Source organism: Methylocella sp. (genome assembly GCF_044226135.1).
GTDB lineage: Bacteria > Pseudomonadota > Alphaproteobacteria > Rhizobiales > Beijerinckiaceae > Methylocapsa.
On sequence record NZ_JBGAHM010000003.1, the window covers coordinates 135670 to 151569 of the forward strand.

At 68.4% G+C, this 15900-nt stretch carries 18 protein-coding genes and 1 pseudogene; 8 read left to right on the plus strand and 11 right to left on the minus strand.

Annotated features, from left to right (window positions below; all coding sequences use genetic code 11):
- Positions 1 to 155 precede the first annotated feature (155 nt).
- Entirely contained in the window at positions 156 to 2597 is a 2442-nt protein-coding gene (locus ACILRB_RS02770) for a TonB-dependent receptor (RefSeq protein WP_395664768.1), read from the plus strand.
- A gap of 257 nt (positions 2598 to 2854) precedes the next feature.
- Here the strand turns inward: ACILRB_RS02770 and ACILRB_RS02775 are convergent, their stop codons facing one another.
- A complete protein-coding gene (locus tag ACILRB_RS02775; protein WP_395664769.1) occupies positions 2855 to 3535 on the minus strand; it encodes a transglutaminase-like cysteine peptidase in 681 nt (226 codons plus the stop codon).
- 395 nt (positions 3536 to 3930) lie between these two features.
- On the opposite strand from ACILRB_RS02775, the gene ACILRB_RS02780 reads away from it, so the two are divergent.
- Positions 3931 to 4788, plus strand: coding sequence for an EcsC family protein (locus tag ACILRB_RS02780; protein ID WP_395664770.1), 858 nt, complete (start codon positions 3931 to 3933; stop codon positions 4786 to 4788).
- An 81-nt stretch (positions 4789 to 4869) separates the two neighbouring features.
- Positions 4870 to 5412 (plus strand): hypothetical protein, encoded by a 543-nt coding sequence (locus ACILRB_RS02785; protein ID WP_395664771.1) that lies wholly within the window; start codon positions 4870 to 4872, stop codon positions 5410 to 5412.
- A 13-nt stretch (positions 5413 to 5425) separates the two neighbouring features.
- Here ACILRB_RS02785 and ACILRB_RS02790 read toward each other — a convergent pair whose 3' ends face one another.
- Genes ACILRB_RS02790 through ACILRB_RS02800 form a run of 3 tightly spaced genes read right to left on the minus strand, consistent with a single transcriptional unit; the run spans position 5426 to position 7919 of the window.
- Positions 5426 to 6178, minus strand: a complete 753-nt coding sequence (locus ACILRB_RS02790) for a hypothetical protein (protein WP_395664772.1) — start codon at positions 6176 to 6178, stop codon at positions 5426 to 5428.
- Between the two features lie 20 nt (positions 6179 to 6198).
- Positions 6199 to 7350, minus strand: a complete 1152-nt coding sequence (locus ACILRB_RS02795) for an AI-2E family transporter (RefSeq protein ID WP_395664773.1) — start codon at positions 7348 to 7350, stop codon at positions 6199 to 6201.
- Between the two features lie 20 nt (positions 7351 to 7370).
- The gene (locus ACILRB_RS02800) at positions 7371 to 7919 is read right to left on the minus strand and encodes a CDP-alcohol phosphatidyltransferase family protein (RefSeq protein ID WP_395664774.1); all 549 of its coding nucleotides are present in this window, start codon (positions 7917 to 7919) and stop codon (positions 7371 to 7373) included.
- Between the two features lie 128 nt (positions 7920 to 8047).
- Here ACILRB_RS02800 and purM point away from each other — a divergent pair.
- A pseudogene (gene purM, locus ACILRB_RS02805) lies at positions 8048 to 8634 on the plus strand (phosphoribosylformylglycinamidine cyclo-ligase); the annotation flags it as partial.
- A 38-nt stretch (positions 8635 to 8672) separates the two neighbouring features.
- Positions 8673 to 9449, plus strand: a complete 777-nt coding sequence (locus ACILRB_RS02810; RefSeq protein WP_395664775.1) for an ATP-binding cassette domain-containing protein — start codon at positions 8673 to 8675, stop codon at positions 9447 to 9449.
- Between the two features lie 25 nt (positions 9450 to 9474).
- Here ACILRB_RS02810 and ACILRB_RS02815 read toward each other — a convergent pair whose 3' ends face one another.
- From ACILRB_RS02815 to mobB, 4 genes are all read right to left on the minus strand, one after another.
- Positions 9475 to 9999, minus strand: a complete 525-nt coding sequence (locus ACILRB_RS02815; RefSeq protein ID WP_395664776.1) for a hypothetical protein — start codon at positions 9997 to 9999, stop codon at positions 9475 to 9477.
- Between the two features lie 81 nt (positions 10000 to 10080).
- Positions 10081 to 10302, minus strand: a complete 222-nt coding sequence (locus tag ACILRB_RS02820; protein ID WP_395664777.1) for a hypothetical protein — start codon at positions 10300 to 10302, stop codon at positions 10081 to 10083.
- Positions 10303 to 10419: 117 nt separating this feature from the next.
- The gene (glp, locus tag ACILRB_RS02825) at positions 10420 to 11691 is read right to left on the minus strand and encodes a gephyrin-like molybdotransferase Glp (RefSeq protein WP_395664778.1); all 1272 of its coding nucleotides are present in this window, start codon (positions 11689 to 11691) and stop codon (positions 10420 to 10422) included.
- Positions 11692 to 11695: 4 nt separating this feature from the next.
- Positions 11696 to 12226 carry a molybdopterin-guanine dinucleotide biosynthesis protein B gene (gene mobB, locus ACILRB_RS02830; protein ID WP_395664779.1) on the minus strand — a complete coding sequence of 177 codons (531 nt, stop codon included), beginning with the start codon at positions 12224 to 12226 and terminating at the stop codon, positions 11696 to 11698.
- Positions 12227 to 12333: 107 nt separating this feature from the next.
- Between mobB and ACILRB_RS02835 the strand changes: the two genes are divergently transcribed.
- The 3 genes from ACILRB_RS02835 to ACILRB_RS02845 are packed head-to-tail and all read left to right on the plus strand — an operon-like array spanning position 12334 to position 13912.
- Entirely contained in the window at positions 12334 to 12603 is a 270-nt protein-coding gene (locus ACILRB_RS02835; protein ID WP_395664780.1) for a sulfurtransferase TusA family protein, read from the plus strand.
- On the plus strand, positions 12600 to 13187 hold the full coding sequence (locus ACILRB_RS02840; protein ID WP_395664781.1) for a DUF2478 domain-containing protein: 588 nt from the start codon (positions 12600 to 12602) through the stop codon (positions 13185 to 13187). The genes ACILRB_RS02835 and ACILRB_RS02840 overlap by 4 nt, the downstream gene beginning before the upstream one ends.
- Positions 13184 to 13912, plus strand: a complete 729-nt coding sequence (locus ACILRB_RS02845; protein WP_395664782.1) for an NUDIX hydrolase — start codon at positions 13184 to 13186, stop codon at positions 13910 to 13912. Before ACILRB_RS02840 ends, ACILRB_RS02845 begins: the two co-directional genes overlap by 4 nt.
- A 52-nt stretch (positions 13913 to 13964) precedes the next feature.
- Here the strand turns inward: ACILRB_RS02845 and ACILRB_RS02850 are convergent, their stop codons facing one another.
- Genes ACILRB_RS02850 through ACILRB_RS02860 form a run of 3 tightly spaced genes read right to left on the minus strand, consistent with a single transcriptional unit; the run spans position 13965 to position 15829 of the window.
- Positions 13965 to 14318, minus strand: coding sequence for a hypothetical protein (locus ACILRB_RS02850; RefSeq protein ID WP_395664783.1), 354 nt, complete (start codon positions 14316 to 14318; stop codon positions 13965 to 13967).
- Positions 14319 to 14366: 48 nt separating this feature from the next.
- Positions 14367 to 15584 (minus strand): FAD-dependent monooxygenase, encoded by a 1218-nt coding sequence (locus ACILRB_RS02855; RefSeq protein WP_395664784.1) that lies wholly within the window; start codon positions 15582 to 15584, stop codon positions 14367 to 14369.
- Positions 15581 to 15829 (minus strand): zinc-finger domain-containing protein, encoded by a 249-nt coding sequence (locus ACILRB_RS02860; protein WP_395664785.1) that lies wholly within the window; start codon positions 15827 to 15829, stop codon positions 15581 to 15583. The genes ACILRB_RS02855 and ACILRB_RS02860 overlap by 4 nt, the downstream gene beginning before the upstream one ends.
- Positions 15830 to 15900 lie beyond the last annotated feature (71 nt).

The window sequence follows — 15900 nt, forward strand, 5'->3', positions numbered from 1 at the left end:
ATGAACTTTTCCATTCCTGTAAAGGAATTATTTCACATCGCTGTGAAGTAAATTAGCAACAGGGCCGGGCTTTCTGGGCGCGCCTCTTCACGGCGTCTTGTTCGGCCGACGCGGCCGCCGCTATCGTCTCAGGCGACTTAGAAACTTCGCGAACCATGGGAGCCCAGAACGTGGCGCGCAAATCTGCTTTGAGATCGACGTTATTGCGCGCGGCGGGGATCGCCTCGCTTGGCTTCGCCCAGGCCCTTGCGTCGGGCGCGCTTGCGCAGGACGCCGCCGCGCCGATCGCGGCCGCCCCGACCTATGTGCTGCCCGAGGTCGACGTGGTTTCGCCCTCGCCGCTGCCCGGCGCGACGGGCGAGCAGCGCGACCAGCTTCCGGCCATGACCACAGTGGTGACGGACAAGGAGTTCGCCAACACACGCTCGCCCAATGTCACCGACACGCTGCAGCAGCGCGTGCCGGGCGTGGTCGTCATCGACCTCAACGGCAATCCGTTCTCGCAAGATCTCTATTATCGCGGCTTCACCGCCTCGCCGCTGCAGGGCACGCCGCAGGGCCTCGCCGTCTACCAGAACGGCATGCGCGTCAACGAGGCTTTTGGCGACACCGTCAACTGGGATCTCATCCCGCCGCAGGCCATCGCCCGCGTCGACCTCTTCACCGGCAATCCGATCTTCGGCCTCAACGCGCTCGGCGGCGCGGTGAGCATCGAAATGAAGAACGGCTTCAACTGGCAGGGTTTTGAAGCGCAGGTCATGGGCGGGTCGTTCGGCCGCGCCGCCGCCTATTTCCAGTACGGCAAGCAGATCGGCGACTATGCGGTCTATGTCACGGCCGACACTGCGCATGACGGCGGCTGGCGCTGGAATTCGCCCTCGACGGTCACGCGCGCTTATGGCGACGTCGGCTATCGTTCGCAGGATTCGGAAGTCCATTTCATCGCGTCGGGCTCCTATTCATATCTCGGCGTGATCGGCCCGACGCCCTACAATCTTCTGTCGCAAAGCCTGTCGAGCGTCTTCACTTTTCCGCAGTCGACGCTCAACGAGGCGGGCTCGCTCGCCATGACCGGCAAGTTCGACGTCGGCGCCGGATGGCAGATCGCCAGCAATTTCTACATCCGCCATTTCCAGCAGTGGCACACCGACGGCAATGATTCCGACATCGAGGAATGCGACGACGACAACGAGGGCTTCCTCTGCCTCGACGACGACAATTTCCCGTCGGTGTCGAACGAAAACGCCTTCGTCATTCATGACAAGAACGGCAATCCGATCCCCTTCACGCCGAACACCGTCTACGGCACGATCGACCGCACCAAGACCAATTCGACGACGACCGGCCTGACGCTGCAGGCGAGCAACCGCACCAAGATACTCGACCGCGACAATTTCTTCACGCTCGGCGGCTCGATCGACCGCGGCTTTTTCACCTTCTCGTCGAACTCCATGCTCGGACGCATCCTGCCGAGCCTCGAAGTGGCGCCGACCGGAAACTTCCCCGGCTCCGGCGACATCATCCAGACCGCGGGCATGATCGGCTACGTTCCGACCGCGCTGAGCGGCACGACCACCTATTACGGCATCTACGCGCTCGACACCTACAACCTCACGCCCGAACTCGCGCTTTCGGCCGGCGCGCGCGCCAACATCGCCGTGCTCAAGACCGAGGACGCGACCGGGCTCAACCCGGACCTGAATTCGAGCAGCAATTACAACCGCATCAATCCGGTCGTCGGCCTGACCTACAAGATCGCGCCGTGGATCACGGCCTATGGCGGCTATTCCGAGGCGAACCGCGCCCCGACGCCGCTCGAGCTCAACTGCGCCAACCCCGACAAGCCCTGCCTGCTCGAAAACTCGCTCGTGTCCGATCCGCCGCTGCAGCAGGTGGTGTCGCAGACGATCGAGGCGGGCCTGCGCGGCGCAACCGTCGACCCGTGGTTCAGCGGCCGCCTGGCCTGGAAGGCCGGCTATTTCCACACAAACAACACCAACGACATCATCGCGCTCGCGAGCACCATCACGGGGCGCGGCTATTACGCCAACGTTCCGGGCACGCTGCGCCAGGGCGTCGAGGCCGGCTTCACCTATGACGCCGGCCCGCTCTCGGTGTATGGCAGCTATTCCTACACCGACGCGACCTATCGCTTCACGGGCGAGCTCGCCTCCCCCTTCAACCCTTACGCCGACGAGAACGGCAACGTTCTGGTCACGCCCGGCAAGCATATCGTCGGCATTCCGTCGCAGCTCGGCAAGGTCGGGATCGACTATCAGTTCACGCCGCAGTTCCGCGCCGGCGCGGACGTGCTGATCGTCGGCAACCAGTATCTCGTCGGCGACTTCACGAACCAGAACCCGATGATGCCGATGTACTGGACGGCGAACCTGCACGCCTCCTATCAGCTCACCGAGAATTTCCAGATTTTCGGCATCGTCAACAACCTGTTCAACAACCGCAACGCGAGCTACGGCTCGTTCTTCGAGACCGACACCAACGCGCAGCTCGCCAACGGCGTGTCCTTCACCGATCCGCGCACCCTGACCCCGCTCGCGCCGCTCGCCTTCTATGGCGGCGTGAAGGTCAATTTCTGACGCGGGGCGACACCGCGAAGGCGTGGGCGCTCTCAAGGGAGCCCGCGCCGTGTTCTGGAACGCCCCGCCCGACAGGGCGAGGCGAAATTGGGTCAAGGGCCGCGCCGCCGCGCTTCATGCGCCGGCTTCAAGGCAGACCCTTTCCGCGCAAACTTGAAGGCGCGGCCGCGCCTCCCCGAAGCGGCCGCGCCTTTTTTCTTCACGCGCATGTCAGGTTTTCGCGCGACTGGCGTCGCCTGCGCGAAACCGACGTCGTCTCAGCGGCGCGGGGATGCGGCGTCGCGCGAGACATAGGCCGGCTCGCTCGTCGGATCGCCGATCTGCACCCAGGCGTTCTGGTCCTCCTGGGACTGGCGCTTGACGAAGCGATAGGGCGTGCGCGTCCAGGGCTTCACGTCGTTGTTCAGATTGTCGAGCACGTAATCGCCCGTGGTGGTCTTCACCGTCAGCACCGCGTGGCCCTGGTCGCTTGAATCCTTGACTACGGTCATGAGCAGGGCCTGACGCGGAAACCCCTCCTCCATCAGGATCTTGCGCTTCAGCAACGCATAGTCCTCGCAGTCGCCGCGTCCGTCCGTGGGATAATCCCAGCGGTCGATCACGCCGAAATGGTCCATGTCGGTCACGGCCTCGACATGGGCGTTGACCCAGCGGTTGACGCGGTCGATCTCTTTCATGGTCCGCGGCGCCGCGACGACGTCGAGCGCCTCCGCCGGACCGGCGTCGCAGGCGCCCTGATAACGGCGGCAGAAATCGGCCCAGCCGAAAGGCACGGTCGTCGGCGCGCCGACCGGCTGGAACGCCGGGGCGCCGTCCGCCGCCCGCGCCGGAAGCGGCGCCGCGACCGGAAGCGACGCCATGACCAGCGCGCAGGCCGGAAGAAGCGCCGCCGCGACGCGCGCGCCTTTCGACCGGATTTTCGCGTTCAAGCCGTTCATCGTCCGGGCCTCCACCCTGTCCTGACCGAAGTCAGGCCGCAGCCTTGCCGGGCGCGCGTGATCGCGTCCTTAAAGGTAAAGCTTCGATTTTATCGCGACGCAGATGAGAAGCGGTCCAATGTATGCGTTGCTTAATCTCATCTGTAAGTCGCGCGGCTCAATCTTACGGAGTTTTATCGCAGCCTGCGGTTTCGCCCCTTGAACTTCGGCCGCGCGGACGACATCTTCCTGAGAAGCCGTCGCCGTTTCTCGCCGCCGTTTTGAACCGGGGCCGGTCGAATTGGTTTCCAAATCGTTAACTGCGCCGCATGGCGGAATCAACCTCCAGAGCGCGAACGTCCGACGGCGGATTAAAATATCCTTAACGCCGTTCATGATCTGAACGAGGTTCCCTCTTGTCCCTGATCGAGCCCTCCAACGCCAGCCGCGCTCACGCGCTCGTCGCCATCAGGGCGCTGTCCTCCGACGACGAGGCCGCGCTGCGGCGCGCCGTCGCCGAACTCGCCAGTTCGAGCCTCGCCATGCGGCTGACGACGCTGCTCGGCCGCCAGATCGGCGCCGTCGGCTTCGTCCTGCCGGATCAGATGACGGAGGTCGTCAACCGGAGCGCCGAGGCGGCGATCCGGGCGGCCATGGGCGTCGCCCTGCGCACCCTGCCCGAGGCGTCGCGCCGCGACAGCCGCCGGCTGCATAAATCGCTCGTCACGCTCGCCGGCGCCGCGGGCGGCTCGCTCGGCCTCGCCGGGCTTCCCGTCGAACTTCCCTTCACCACCACCTTGATGCTGCGCTCGATCGCCGAGATCGCCCGCAACGAGGGCGAAGAGCTTTCCGATCCCGACGTCGGTCTCGCCTGCCTCGAGGTTTTCGCGCTCAGCGACGACGTCGGGCGCGGCCTCGGCGCGTCGGAAGGCGCGCCTGAGGCCGGCTATTTCGCCGTGCGCGTCCTGCTCGCCAAAATGGTGAGCCAGTCGGCGCGCCACTTCATGCATCGCGGCCTGTCGGAGCAGGCGGCGCCGCTGCTGGCGCGGCTCATCTCGCAGATCAGCGCGCGTTTCGGGCTCCTGGTGTCGCAGAAACTCGCCGCCCAGGCGGTGCCGCTGATCGGCGCGGCGAGCGGCGCGGCCATCAACTACGCTTTCGTCGACCATTTCCAGACGCTGGCGCGCGGCCATTTCACCATTCGCCGGCTGGAGCGCAGATACGGCCCGAACGTCGTTCGCGCGGAATATGAGAAATTCGCCGCGGCGCGCTGACTTGATCGAAGCTGTTCGATTTTGAAACGAATCATGCTAGCTGAGCGTTGTCTTAGGCCGTCCGACGCAGGATCCGACATCGTGAGCGCCTCCCCGTTTCTTTTCCGCGCCGCGTCCGCCCCGCTCATCGCCGGCGTGATTCTCGCGGGGCTCTGTTTTCCGCGCGAGGCTCAGGCCGGCTTCTTCGATTTCCTGTTTCCTCCGGCGCAGCAGCAACAATACGCGCCGGCCTATCGCGAGCCGCACGCGCACGTCCGAAAGAAAAGAACGGCGGCGAAGAAGAAGGCGGTCGTCGCCGTCAGGCCGCATGTTCCGGCGCGCGTCGTCGCGAGCGTCATGGACGACGACGGGCTGCAGCGCGGCGACGCGGTGATGACCGACGCCGGCCTTCTGATCTACACGGGCGCGTCGGACGCCCCGGCGCCGCATTCGGCGTCGGAATTCTCGCCGCTCTCCGCAGTCAAAAAGCTGCCGGCCCGCCAGCGCGAAGCGCTTCTCGCGCTTGACGACAGCCGCGCCCGGGCGACCCTCGTCACCGGACGCTCGGTTTCGACGGCCGCGCTTTCGGCCGGCCGCCTGATCGACGGCGGGCGCGGCGTCCGCATCCGCTACGTCGGCCCCTGAGCCGGAGCGGCGTTCAGCCCTCCCCGAAATCCGCCTCCCCGTCCTGCGACGCCTCCCCCGCGTCAAGCGCCGCCAGCACCCTGGCGGCGATCTGGCGCGTGACCCGGCTCTTGCGCGCCAGAGCCTCGCGGTCGACCGCCTCGACGAAGCGGCGCGCCGCGTCCATCGAACAGGACAGCCGCGCCGCCGCATAATCGACGAAGCGCGGATCGACTGCGAGCTGGCGGTCGCTCAGGAGCTTGGCGAGCGTCATGCGCATCAGGTCGTCGTCCGGCGCGCCGAGGCTCGCACGTGGCGCGAGGCGCAGCCGTGAAACGAGGTCCGGCGGCCCGATCTCCAGAAGCTCGGGCGCGCGCCGCGCCGTCAGCAGCAGCGGCAGAGGCCGTTCGCGCGCAAGATTCAGAAGATGAAACAACGGAGCTCCGCCGGCCTCGCCGAGCGTGTCGAGGTCCTCGACCAGAAGGGCGCGCTCGCGCGCCAGATCGGCGGGCGCCAGAGTCGCGGACGCCGGCGCCGCGAGTTCGGCCGCGCGGATGCGACGGGCCCCGGCGCGCGCCGCCCAGATCGCGCCAAGATGGCTTTTGCCCGAGCCCGCCGGCCCCGTCAGCAGCAGCGCGGGGTCCGGCCAGTCGGGCCAGGCGTCGATGAGCCGGGCGGCGGCCTCGTTCGACGGCGCGATGAAGAAATCCTCGGCGCCGTAGCCCGGCGCGGGCGCAAGGTCGAGCGTCAGCTGCGGCGCGAAGCTCAGGCGGTCCAGGGCGGGCATGCGCGTCAGGCTCCCGGTCCTCAGCGGCCGCGCGGCGCGCGGAGCGCGCCATCGTCGAGGTCTGTCAGGATCGGCGCGGGACGCTCCAGCTCCACATAAAGCTTGCTCGCGCGGTAGCGTTGCGCGGCGTGGCGCAGGAGCACGCCAAGAACGGCGGCGCAGGGCACGGCGATCAGAAGCCCGGGGAAGCCGAACAGCGCGCTGAAGGCGAGCAGCGCAAAAATGAGCCAGACGGGATGCAGGCCGACCGAATCGCCGACGAGCTTCGGCGAAAGAATATTGCCTTCGATGAACTGGCCGACGCCGACGACCGCGAGCGACGTCAGGAGCAGCCGCCACTCGGGCCAGCCCTGCACCAGCGCGATGACGGAGGACAACAGCAGCGCCGTCAGCGAGCCGACATAGGGGATGAAGCTCAAAAGCCCCGCCGTGAGGCCGATGAGGAGGCCGTAATTGAGGCCGATCAGCGTGAAGCCGATCCCGTACCAGAGCCCGAGGAACAGACACACCAGCGCCTGCCCGCGCAGGAAGCCCGACAGGGCGACGTCGATTTCGGCCGCAAGCGCGCGCGCCGTGCCGAGATGGCGCGGCGGCACGAGGCTTTCGATCGAGGCGATCATCTTGTCCCAGTCGAGCAGCATGTAAAAGGCGATGACCGGCGTCAGCACGATCAGCGCGAAGAAATTGATCAGCGCCGCCCCGCTGGTCCAGATGGATTTGAGAAAGGCGCCGGCCCATTGCGCGGCCTGATTGACGAGATCCGTGGCTGACGAGCGCAGGTCCGACGACACGTCGCGCCCGACTCCCAGCCTGTCGAGCAGAGGCCCGCTGACATGCTCCGTCAGATAGGCCGTGACGCCGCTGAACAGGCCCTCGAGCTTCAGCGCATAGTCCGGCAGGGCGACGATGAAGCTCGAAAGCTGTCGCCACAGGGCGGGCGCGACGACAAACAGCGTGAGCGAGCCGAAGATCAGGAAGGCCGCCATGATGAGCAGCGTCGCGCCAAGGCGGTTGAGGCCCAGCCGCTCGAGCTGGTCGGCGACCGGGTTGAGGAGATAACCGAGGGCGAAGGCCGCCACGAAGGGCGCCAGCACGCCGCTGAACAGCCACAGCAGCAGCCCCGCGGCGATGAACGCGCCGATCCAGAATCCGACCTTGGTTTGGAGCTGCATCGCCGTCCTTCCGTCCCGCGTCACGCGTTCATATGGCGAATCCACTGCGTGGCATAGGCGGCGAGCGAAACGAGCGCGAGCCCCGCCACCGCCACCGCCGACGCGGTGAACCAGAAGCCCCTGGCGAGGCCGAAAGCCTCGACGCAGAGCGCCAGCGCCGCGAACACAATCTGCGCCAGCGTGTTGAGCTTGGAGACGAGCAGCGGGCGCACCTGCATCGGCCGCTCGAGCAGGCGCGCGATCAGAAAGGCGCCGACGATCATGACGTCGCGCGCGACGACGATAATGGCGAGCGTCGCCGGAATCGCGCCAACGACGGCGAGCGCCACGAAGATCGAAACGAGCAGCGCCTTGTCGGCGATCGGGTCGAGATAGGCGCCAAGCTCCGAGCGCAGGTCGAAGGTCTTGGCGATCCAGCCGTCGAGCCCGTCCGACAGGCCCGCGACGACGAAGGCGATCGCCGCCTCCTTGAACTGGCCGGCGACGATGAGGGCGATCACGACCGGGACGAGAAGCAGGCGGCCGAAGGTGATGAGGTTGGGCAGATTGCCGAATTTGCGAAGATCCATGCCGTTTCGCCCTTTGTCGACCGCCGCGAGCTTAATGCGCGGACGCGGACTGATCCACTTTCGTGGCGGCGGCGGGCGGCTTGCTTTGCCGTCTCCGGCACGCTAGCCGTGATGCCGCGAGGGCGACCATGACAGACGACAAAAAGCTCACCTACGCCGACGCCGGCGTCGACATCGAGGCCGGCAACGCCATGGTCGAGGCGATCAGGCCGCTGGTGCGCGCGACGCGCCGGCGCGGCGCCGACGCCGAGATCGGCGGCTTCGGCGGACTGTTCGACCTGAAGGCCGCAGGCTTCACGGACCCGATCCTCGTCGCCGCCAATGACGGCGTCGGCACCAAGGTGCGCATCGCCATCGAGACCGGCGCGCATGACACGATCGGCGTCGACCTCGTCGCCATGTGCGTCAACGATCTGCTGGTCCAGGGCGCCGAGCCTGTTCTTTCTCGACTATTACGCCAGCGGCAAGCTTGACGGCGCGGTCGCGGCGGCGGTCGTCGGCGGCATAGCGCGCGGCTGTCTTGGAGGCCGGCGCGGCGCTCATCGGCGGCGAGACCGCCGAAATGCCGGGCCTTTACGCGGGGTCTGACTACGACCTCGCGGGCTTCGCGGTGGGCGCCGTCGAGCGCGGCGCCCTGCTTCCGCGAGGCGACGTCGCGCCCGGAGACGTCCTCATCGGCGTGCCCTCCTCGGGCGCCCATTCCAACGGATTTAATCGACCTTCGCCAAGCTCGTCGCCGGCCGGATCGAGGCGATGTCGGGCGTGGTGCGGCGGTCGTCGAAGCTCGAAGTCGGCTTTTTCGCGCAGCATCAGGTCGACGACCTCGACGAGACCGCGACGCCCTTCCAATGCGTCGCGGCGCTGATGCGCGACCAGCCCGAATCAAAGATCAGGGCGCGCTGCGCCCAGTTCGGCTTTTCGAACGTCAAGGCCGACACGCGCGTCGCCCAGCTTTCGGGCGGAGAGAAGGCCCGGCTCCTGATGGGGATCGCGAGCTTTTCGGGCCCCCATCTCCTGATCCTCGACGAGCCGACCAACCATCTCGACATCGACAGCCGCGCCGCGCTGATCGAGGCGATCAACGACTATGAAGGCGCGGTGATCCTCGTCTCGCACGACCGCCACCTGCTCGAAGCCTGCGCCGACCGGCTCTGGCTTGTCGCCGGCGGCGGGGTCAGAAGCTTCGACGGCGACATGGACGACTATCAGCGCTTCGTGCTCGACGGCGGAACGGCCGCGCCCGCGGCGAAGCAGGCCCCCGCGCGCGAGCGTCAGGCCGTCGCGCCCGCCGCCCCGCGCCGCAAGGACGCCGGCGCGACGAAAAAGCGCCTCGCCGCCATTGAGGACAAGATCGTCAAATTCGAGGGGCTGATCGCCCGGGTCGACGAGATGCTGTCCGACCCCGAAAAAATCGCCGCCGACCCGGCAAAGGCGATGACGCTCGGCGGCCAGCGCGGCGAGCTCGAAAAGGCGCTCGCCGCCGCCGAGGAGGAATGGCTCGCGCTTTCGGCCGAGGCCGAGCAGGGCTGACGCGAAACGCCCCGGAGGCGGCGGGTCAGTGCAGCGTGGCCGTCTGCGCCGCGGCGGCGGACGAGGCCGCGCGGCGCGGCGGGTCGACCATGGGCGCGAAGACGAAATGCACGGCTTCGAGCGCGCGCGCCAGCGACCGGCTCGCGGCGATGAGCGAGGGCGCGTCCGACATGTCGACGAGTTCGGCGGCGGCGAGCAGCTCCTCATGCGCCCTCATGTGCTGCGAGGCGACGACCAGGTTCAGCACCCAGCATTCGTCGCGGCACAGGCAGCGGCACAGGTCCGGGAGCCAGCCGATCGGGCGTTGCGAACGCTGGTTCAGCGTGCGCGTGAAGACGTGGAATTCGGAATAGAGCGTCTTGGCGACGTCCGGAGGCGCATAGCGCAGCAGCGCGTCCCAGGCGCAGTCCCAGCAGAACATGTCACGGTTGGCGAAGCCCGCCATCCAGTATCTGTACTGCGAAAAGAACAGATGCTCGGCGGGCGCGTCGGCGTGGACGCCGGCCGCCTCGCGATCATGGCGATGGGGCTTGGGCTTGGGCTCGGACATGGCGGATTCGTCTTTCATGGATCGAGGTCAAGGTTCGATACAAGTTTCGATTCGGCCGCAGGCGGCGACTAAGGAGACGGCTCAGGCCGTGACGAAGGCGCGCCCGGCGTGAAGGGCGACGAACGCCTCCGCGCGGCGGCGCAGGCACTCCTCGACGCAGGAGCCGTCATAGACGGCCTCGAGCGCGGCGACGCAACGGTCGACGAGCGCGGCTTCGCCCGCGCCGCCCTCAGCGACGAAAGCTTCGGCGGCTTTGGTCAGGATTTGGTTTATTCTAATTCTTTCGTGCGCGAGATCGCACATGACTGGCCTCCGCAAGTAAAACGGAGACTTAATTTAACCATGGCCGCTTGCGTCGCAACATATATGTTTGAAATCCATTCTAATTCTATTTGCGGCGGCGCAGCCGCCTCGCGCAGTTCAGCGGATCAGATCATAGTCGACAAAGCTCACGACATCTCCGGGCGCGACCTCGCGCAGCGCCTCGGGCAGCGCGACGAGCCCCTGCGTGCGTGTGAGCGAGGTCAGCGCCGCCGCGCCGTCGAGCGGATATTTTTCCGCGCGAGGAAGGCCTGAGCCGTCATCGACGAGGCTGACGCGGACGAACTCGCGGCGCCCGGGCTTCTTTTTATAGGAGAAGCCCGCGACGGCCCGGGCGAAGCGCGGCGGCTCGAACACGGCCCCGCCCAGCGCCGCGACGAGCGCCCGCGCCACGAAAATGAAGCCGATGAAGGCCGCGACCGGATTGCCCGGCAGGCCGACGAACGGCGTTCCGTCAAGGACCCCCATGGCGAGCGGGCGCCCCGGCTTGACCGCAAGCCGCCAGAAGTCGAGCGATCCGCGTTCGAGAATCGCCGCCCTGACATGATCCTCCTCGCCGACCGAGACGCCCCCGGAGCTCAGGACAAGATCATGCGCGCCGGCCGCCTCGCGCAGCGCCGCGGCGATGACCCTGCGTTCGTCGGGCAGGACGCCGAGATCGGAAACCTCGACGCCCTGGCGGCGCAGCAGCGCCGCAAGCATGAAGCGGTTGGCGTCATAGGCGCCCCCCGGCCCGAGCCGCTCGCCGGGGCTCGCCAGTTCGTCGCCGGTCGAGAACAGGGCCGCCGTGACCCGGCGGCGCAGGGGAAGCGTCGGCAGGCCGAGCGCCGCGGCGAGCGCGAGGTCTTCGGGCCGCAGCCGGCGTCCGGCCTTCAGGGCGACGTCGCCCGTCGCCACGTCCTCGCCGCGCCGGCGCACATTGGCGAAGCGCTTGAGGCCCGCAGGCAGGACCACCTCGCCGCCTTCGAGGCGCCGGCAATCCTCCTGCATGAACGCCGTGTCGAAGCCGTCCGGCATAGCCGCGCCGGTGAAGATGCGCACGGCCGCGCCGGCAAAGTCCGCAGGCCCCGGCGCGAGCCGCTCGAGCGGGCGCCCCGCCGCCGCCCGCGCCCCGATTTTCAGAACGCTGTCGCCATGAAGCGCGAGATCGGCGAAGCGGGCCGCATAGCCGTCGACGGCGCAATTGTCGAAGCCCGGCAGGCAGCGCGCCGCCGTCACGTCCTGGGCGAGGATGCGGCCGTCCGCCTCATGCAGGCCGACCTGCTCGATCTCCGGCGCGTCGGCGACGCGCGCGAGCAGGAAGCCGACCGCCTGTTCGATGGTCATGGGCGCTTCGCCCGCTGCGAAGACGTCGTCCGAAAGCTGCGCCATGGCTCTAGTCCCGCCCGCCGGAGAGGGCCGCGAGCGCGCGCTCGACCGGTTCGGCGAAACGATCGACCAGCGCCGCGGCGCCCGCGACGTCGTCGAGATGCGCCCATGGCAACGCGGCCGGCCCCGGCGCGTCGCTGATCAGCGCCCTCACCGTCGGGTCTTCCGGATGGAGCGGCGGCTTGCCGTTGGCGGCGCGGGAAACTTCGATCTTGGCGTGCATGTCGCGTTTGTAGCCTTCGATCAGCACGAGATCGACGGGCGAGAGCCGCGCCAGAAGCTCGGCGAGGCGCGGCTCCCCGCCGTCCGGATTCTCATGCATCAGCGCAAATCGGCGCGCGGACGCGATCAAAACCTCGCGCGCGCCGGCCTCGCGGTGGCGAAAGGAGTCCTTTCCCGGCCGGTCGACGTCGAAATTGTGATGCGCATGCTTGAGCGTCGACACGGAAACGCCGCGCGCGGTAAGATAAGGAATGAGCTTCACGATCAACGTCGTTTTTCCGGCGCCGCTCCAGCCGGAAAAGCCGATCACCCTCACGCGCCCCTCCTCCATTGGGCGCACGGCCCGAACCATAGCGTTGCGCGCAAGATCATGCTATTCCCTTTAATATATCGTGACGAAAGACCGTTCCCAAGAGGCGCGGCTTGACCCTGGCGAGCCCGGCCGAAGCCGCGGACGCCGCTTCGCATGCGACGACGCTCGACCTCAAGGGGCTGAACTGCCCCCTGCCGGTCCTGCGCGCCGGCAAGGCCCTGCGGCGCCTCAAGCCCGGCGATCTCCTGATCGTCTTGTGCACCGATCCGCTCGCCGCAATCGACATTCCCCATCTCGTCAACGAGACGGGAGACACGCTCGAAGGTCAAGACGTCCGCCACGGCGAGATGACTTTCCGCATCAGACGGAGGCGGACGTGAAGCTTGAAGATCAGGGTCAGGGCGAGACGCAGGGCGAGACGGAGGCCTCGACGAGGCCGCTCGCCGCGCTCGTGTTCGACGACGCGGAGAGGGCGAACAGCGTCGTCGAGGCCTTCGCCGCCGAGCTTGCGGGGCGCGGGCGACGCGTCGCCGGCTTCATCCAGCGCGCCGATATGGCGCAGTCGTGCCAGTGCCGCGAAACCGAGATCGTCAATCTCGAGACGGGCGAATCCTTTCCCATCCTGCAGGACCTCGGGCGTGAATCGAGCGCCTGCCGCGTCGATCCGGGCGCCCTCGCCCGCGCGGCCTTCGAGGTTTCGCGCGCGCTCGAGGGGGCGCCGGAGATCCTGTTCATCAACCGATTCGGCAAGCTCGAGCTCGAGGGCATGGGCCTGATCGCCGAGATCGGCGCCGCCGCCGCCGCCGGCGTGCCGACGCTGGTCTGCGTGCCGCAGCGTTTTCTCGCCGCCTGGCGCGATTTTTCGGGCGGCTTCGCCGAAGAGCTCTCCTGTTCGCCGTCGGCCTTGCGCGGCTGGTGGCGCGACGTCTCGTCCGAAACGGCGCAGCCGGGCTCGCCGCCTTGAGCGGCTTCGAGCCGCCGCACATCCTGTCGATTGACGACGTCGACTTCACGATCGAAGCGCGAAGCTGGGCCTTCGCCGACGATCAGGCCGAGGCGATCGAGCGCCACTGGGGGAAGCTTCGCGCCGGAAACCCGCATCTCTTCAACGGCCGCGTGTTCCTCAATTTCGAGCGCGCGGTCCGTGAGGAACGCGGGCGGCGCGTCCTCGGCGGCGTCGCCGCGGCGGTCGATTTCAAGGCCTTCCTCGCCTGGCGCGACTTTGGCTTTCCGGACGCCTCGGCGCGCAACTGCTTCGCCATGGCCGCGCTTCTTTCGGCCGACGGCGCCTTCATGCTCGGGCGCATGAGCGAAACCACCGCCAACGCCGGAAAGATCTATTTTCCGGCCGGAACGCCCGACCTCGACGACGTGAAGGGCGACGCGCTCGACCTCGAAGGCAGCGTCGCGCGCGAGCTTCAGGAGGAGACGGGCCTCGCGCCCGACGACGTGAGCTTCGCCCCCGGCTGGCGCGTCGTCTTCGAAGGGCCGCGCGTCGCCTGCATGAAGCTGACGCGCTCAGGGCTCAGCGCGCGCGAGATCGAGGCGCGTTTCGCGGCGTTCGCGGCGCGCGAGGAGAAATCGGAGCTGTGCGGCCTCCACGCCGTATTCTCGGCGCGCGACCTCATTCCCGAGCTGATGCCCGACTTCACCCTGCGCTATCTGCGCGACGAACTGTCGCGCCGCTGACGCAGGGGCGGCGGCCCGGCCCGAACCGCCCGCAGCGTTCCGGGCCGACGCGTCAGGCGCGGTAGCCGTGCCGCGATTTGGTCGCGCGCAGGATCGACAGCGCCTCGGCGTCATGGCCGGCGGCGCAGGCGTCGGCCGCGCGCGCAAGATCCTTGGCGATCGTGTCATAGACCGAGCGATTGACGTTGCCGGTGGCGACGTCCGACCAGACGACCTTCTGAAACGCGTCGAGCGGGCCGGCGCAGGTTGAGTCTTGCGGAAAGGGCGGCCATGAGGGCGGCGTCGGGCCGCTCGGCGCCGCGGCCGGAGGGTTGGCATAGGGCTGCGGCGCATTGGCTGTCTGGTTGCACCCGGCGGCGAGAAGCGCCGCGCCGAAAGCCGCCGTCGACATCATGATCCGCCGCATCTCGCCCTCCCCGATTGGCGGCCCAATGTCATCGCCCGCCTTCCCCTGTCAAGGCCGCGCCTGCCCGTAAAGCCATTCATATTTCGCAAGAAGCCGCGCGCCGAACGCCCCAAGGCCGAGATCGCGCAGCGCGGCCGCCGGGCCCGAAAGATGATAGATCCGCTCCTGCGCGCGCGATTCTTTCTGGACCCGGCTCGCCCGCGCGATCCGGCGCGTCTGATAGGCTTCGAGCGCCGTCTCGACCGGGGCCGCGCCTTCGAGGGCGTCGCCGAGCGCGTCGGCGTCCTCGATCGCCTGCGCGGCGCCCTGGGCGAGAAAAGGCAGAACCGGATGGGCGGCGTCGCCGAGCAGCGCGACGCGCCCGCTTGTCCAGCGCGGCAGCGGCGCGCGGTCGTGCAGGCGCCATTTGCGCCAGCCGGAGGCCGCCTCCAGAAGCTCAAGCGCCGGCCGGCTCCAGCCCGCGAAGCGGCGCAGCAGCTCGCGCGCGTCGGCGTCGTTCGACCAGAACGGACCGACGTCGGGGGTCTCATCTCCGGCGACGATCGCGACGACGTTCACGACCGAGCGGCCGCGCAGCGGATAATGAACGAGATGGGCGCGCGGCCCGAGCCAGAGCGACGCGTCCGGGCGCAGCGCGAAGGCCGGCGCGCGGTCCGCGGCGACGAGCGCGCGCCAGGCGGTTCGCCGCGACATGGCGAGCGCCTGGGCGCCGGCGCCGAACATTTCGCCGCGCAGCAGCGACCGTGAGCCGTCAGCCGCCACGAGACAGTCGCCCTCCGCCGCAAAACGCGACTCGCCCTTGCGCAGGCGCGCGAGAACGCCGTCCGGCCGCGCCTCGAAGCCTTCGACGGCGACGCCGGTCGACAGGCGCACGCCCTCCGCCGTCGCGACGGCGTCGAGCAGGGCGCGTTGCAGGTCGGCGCGGTGGGCGAGCAGATAGGGGGCGCCCCAGCGCGCCTCGGCGTCGCCGAGCGGCATGACGGCGAGGGACGCGCCGTCGCGCGCGCGGCGGATGCGGACCGCCTCAGGCTCGAGCGCCGCGCCGCGCAGCGCGGGCAGCGCGCCGAGGCGGCGCAGGACGCGGGTCGCATTGGGAGAAAGCTGAAGCCCCGCCCCGACTTCGGCGAGGACCGGCGCCCGGTCATAGAGGCTGACGCGCCATCCCGCCTGCGCGAGGCGAAGGGCCGCGGCGAGGCCGCCGATTCCCGCGCCCGCGATCAGGGCGTGAGGCCGGTCGCCCTCACGCCCGGCGGCTTCAGCGCTCAAGCCGCGGCGGCTTCGGGCGAAAAGGCGCAGTCCGGCGGCTCGCAGCCGCCATGCAGCGACGCGTCATAAACATAAAGCGTCGAGCAATAGGGGCACACGGCTTCGTCCGCGTCGCCCATGTCGATGAAGATATGAGGATGGTCGAAAGGCGGCAGCGCGCCGACGCACATGAACTCCCGGGCTCCGACGCGCACGCGCGCGACGCCAGGCTGATTGTGGAAATGCGGCGTCGAATGGCCGGCCATGCTTCTCGATCCTTGTGTGACCTCGCCCGGGCGGCTGCCGGCGCCGGAGGAGGAAGGCTGATGTCCGCCGG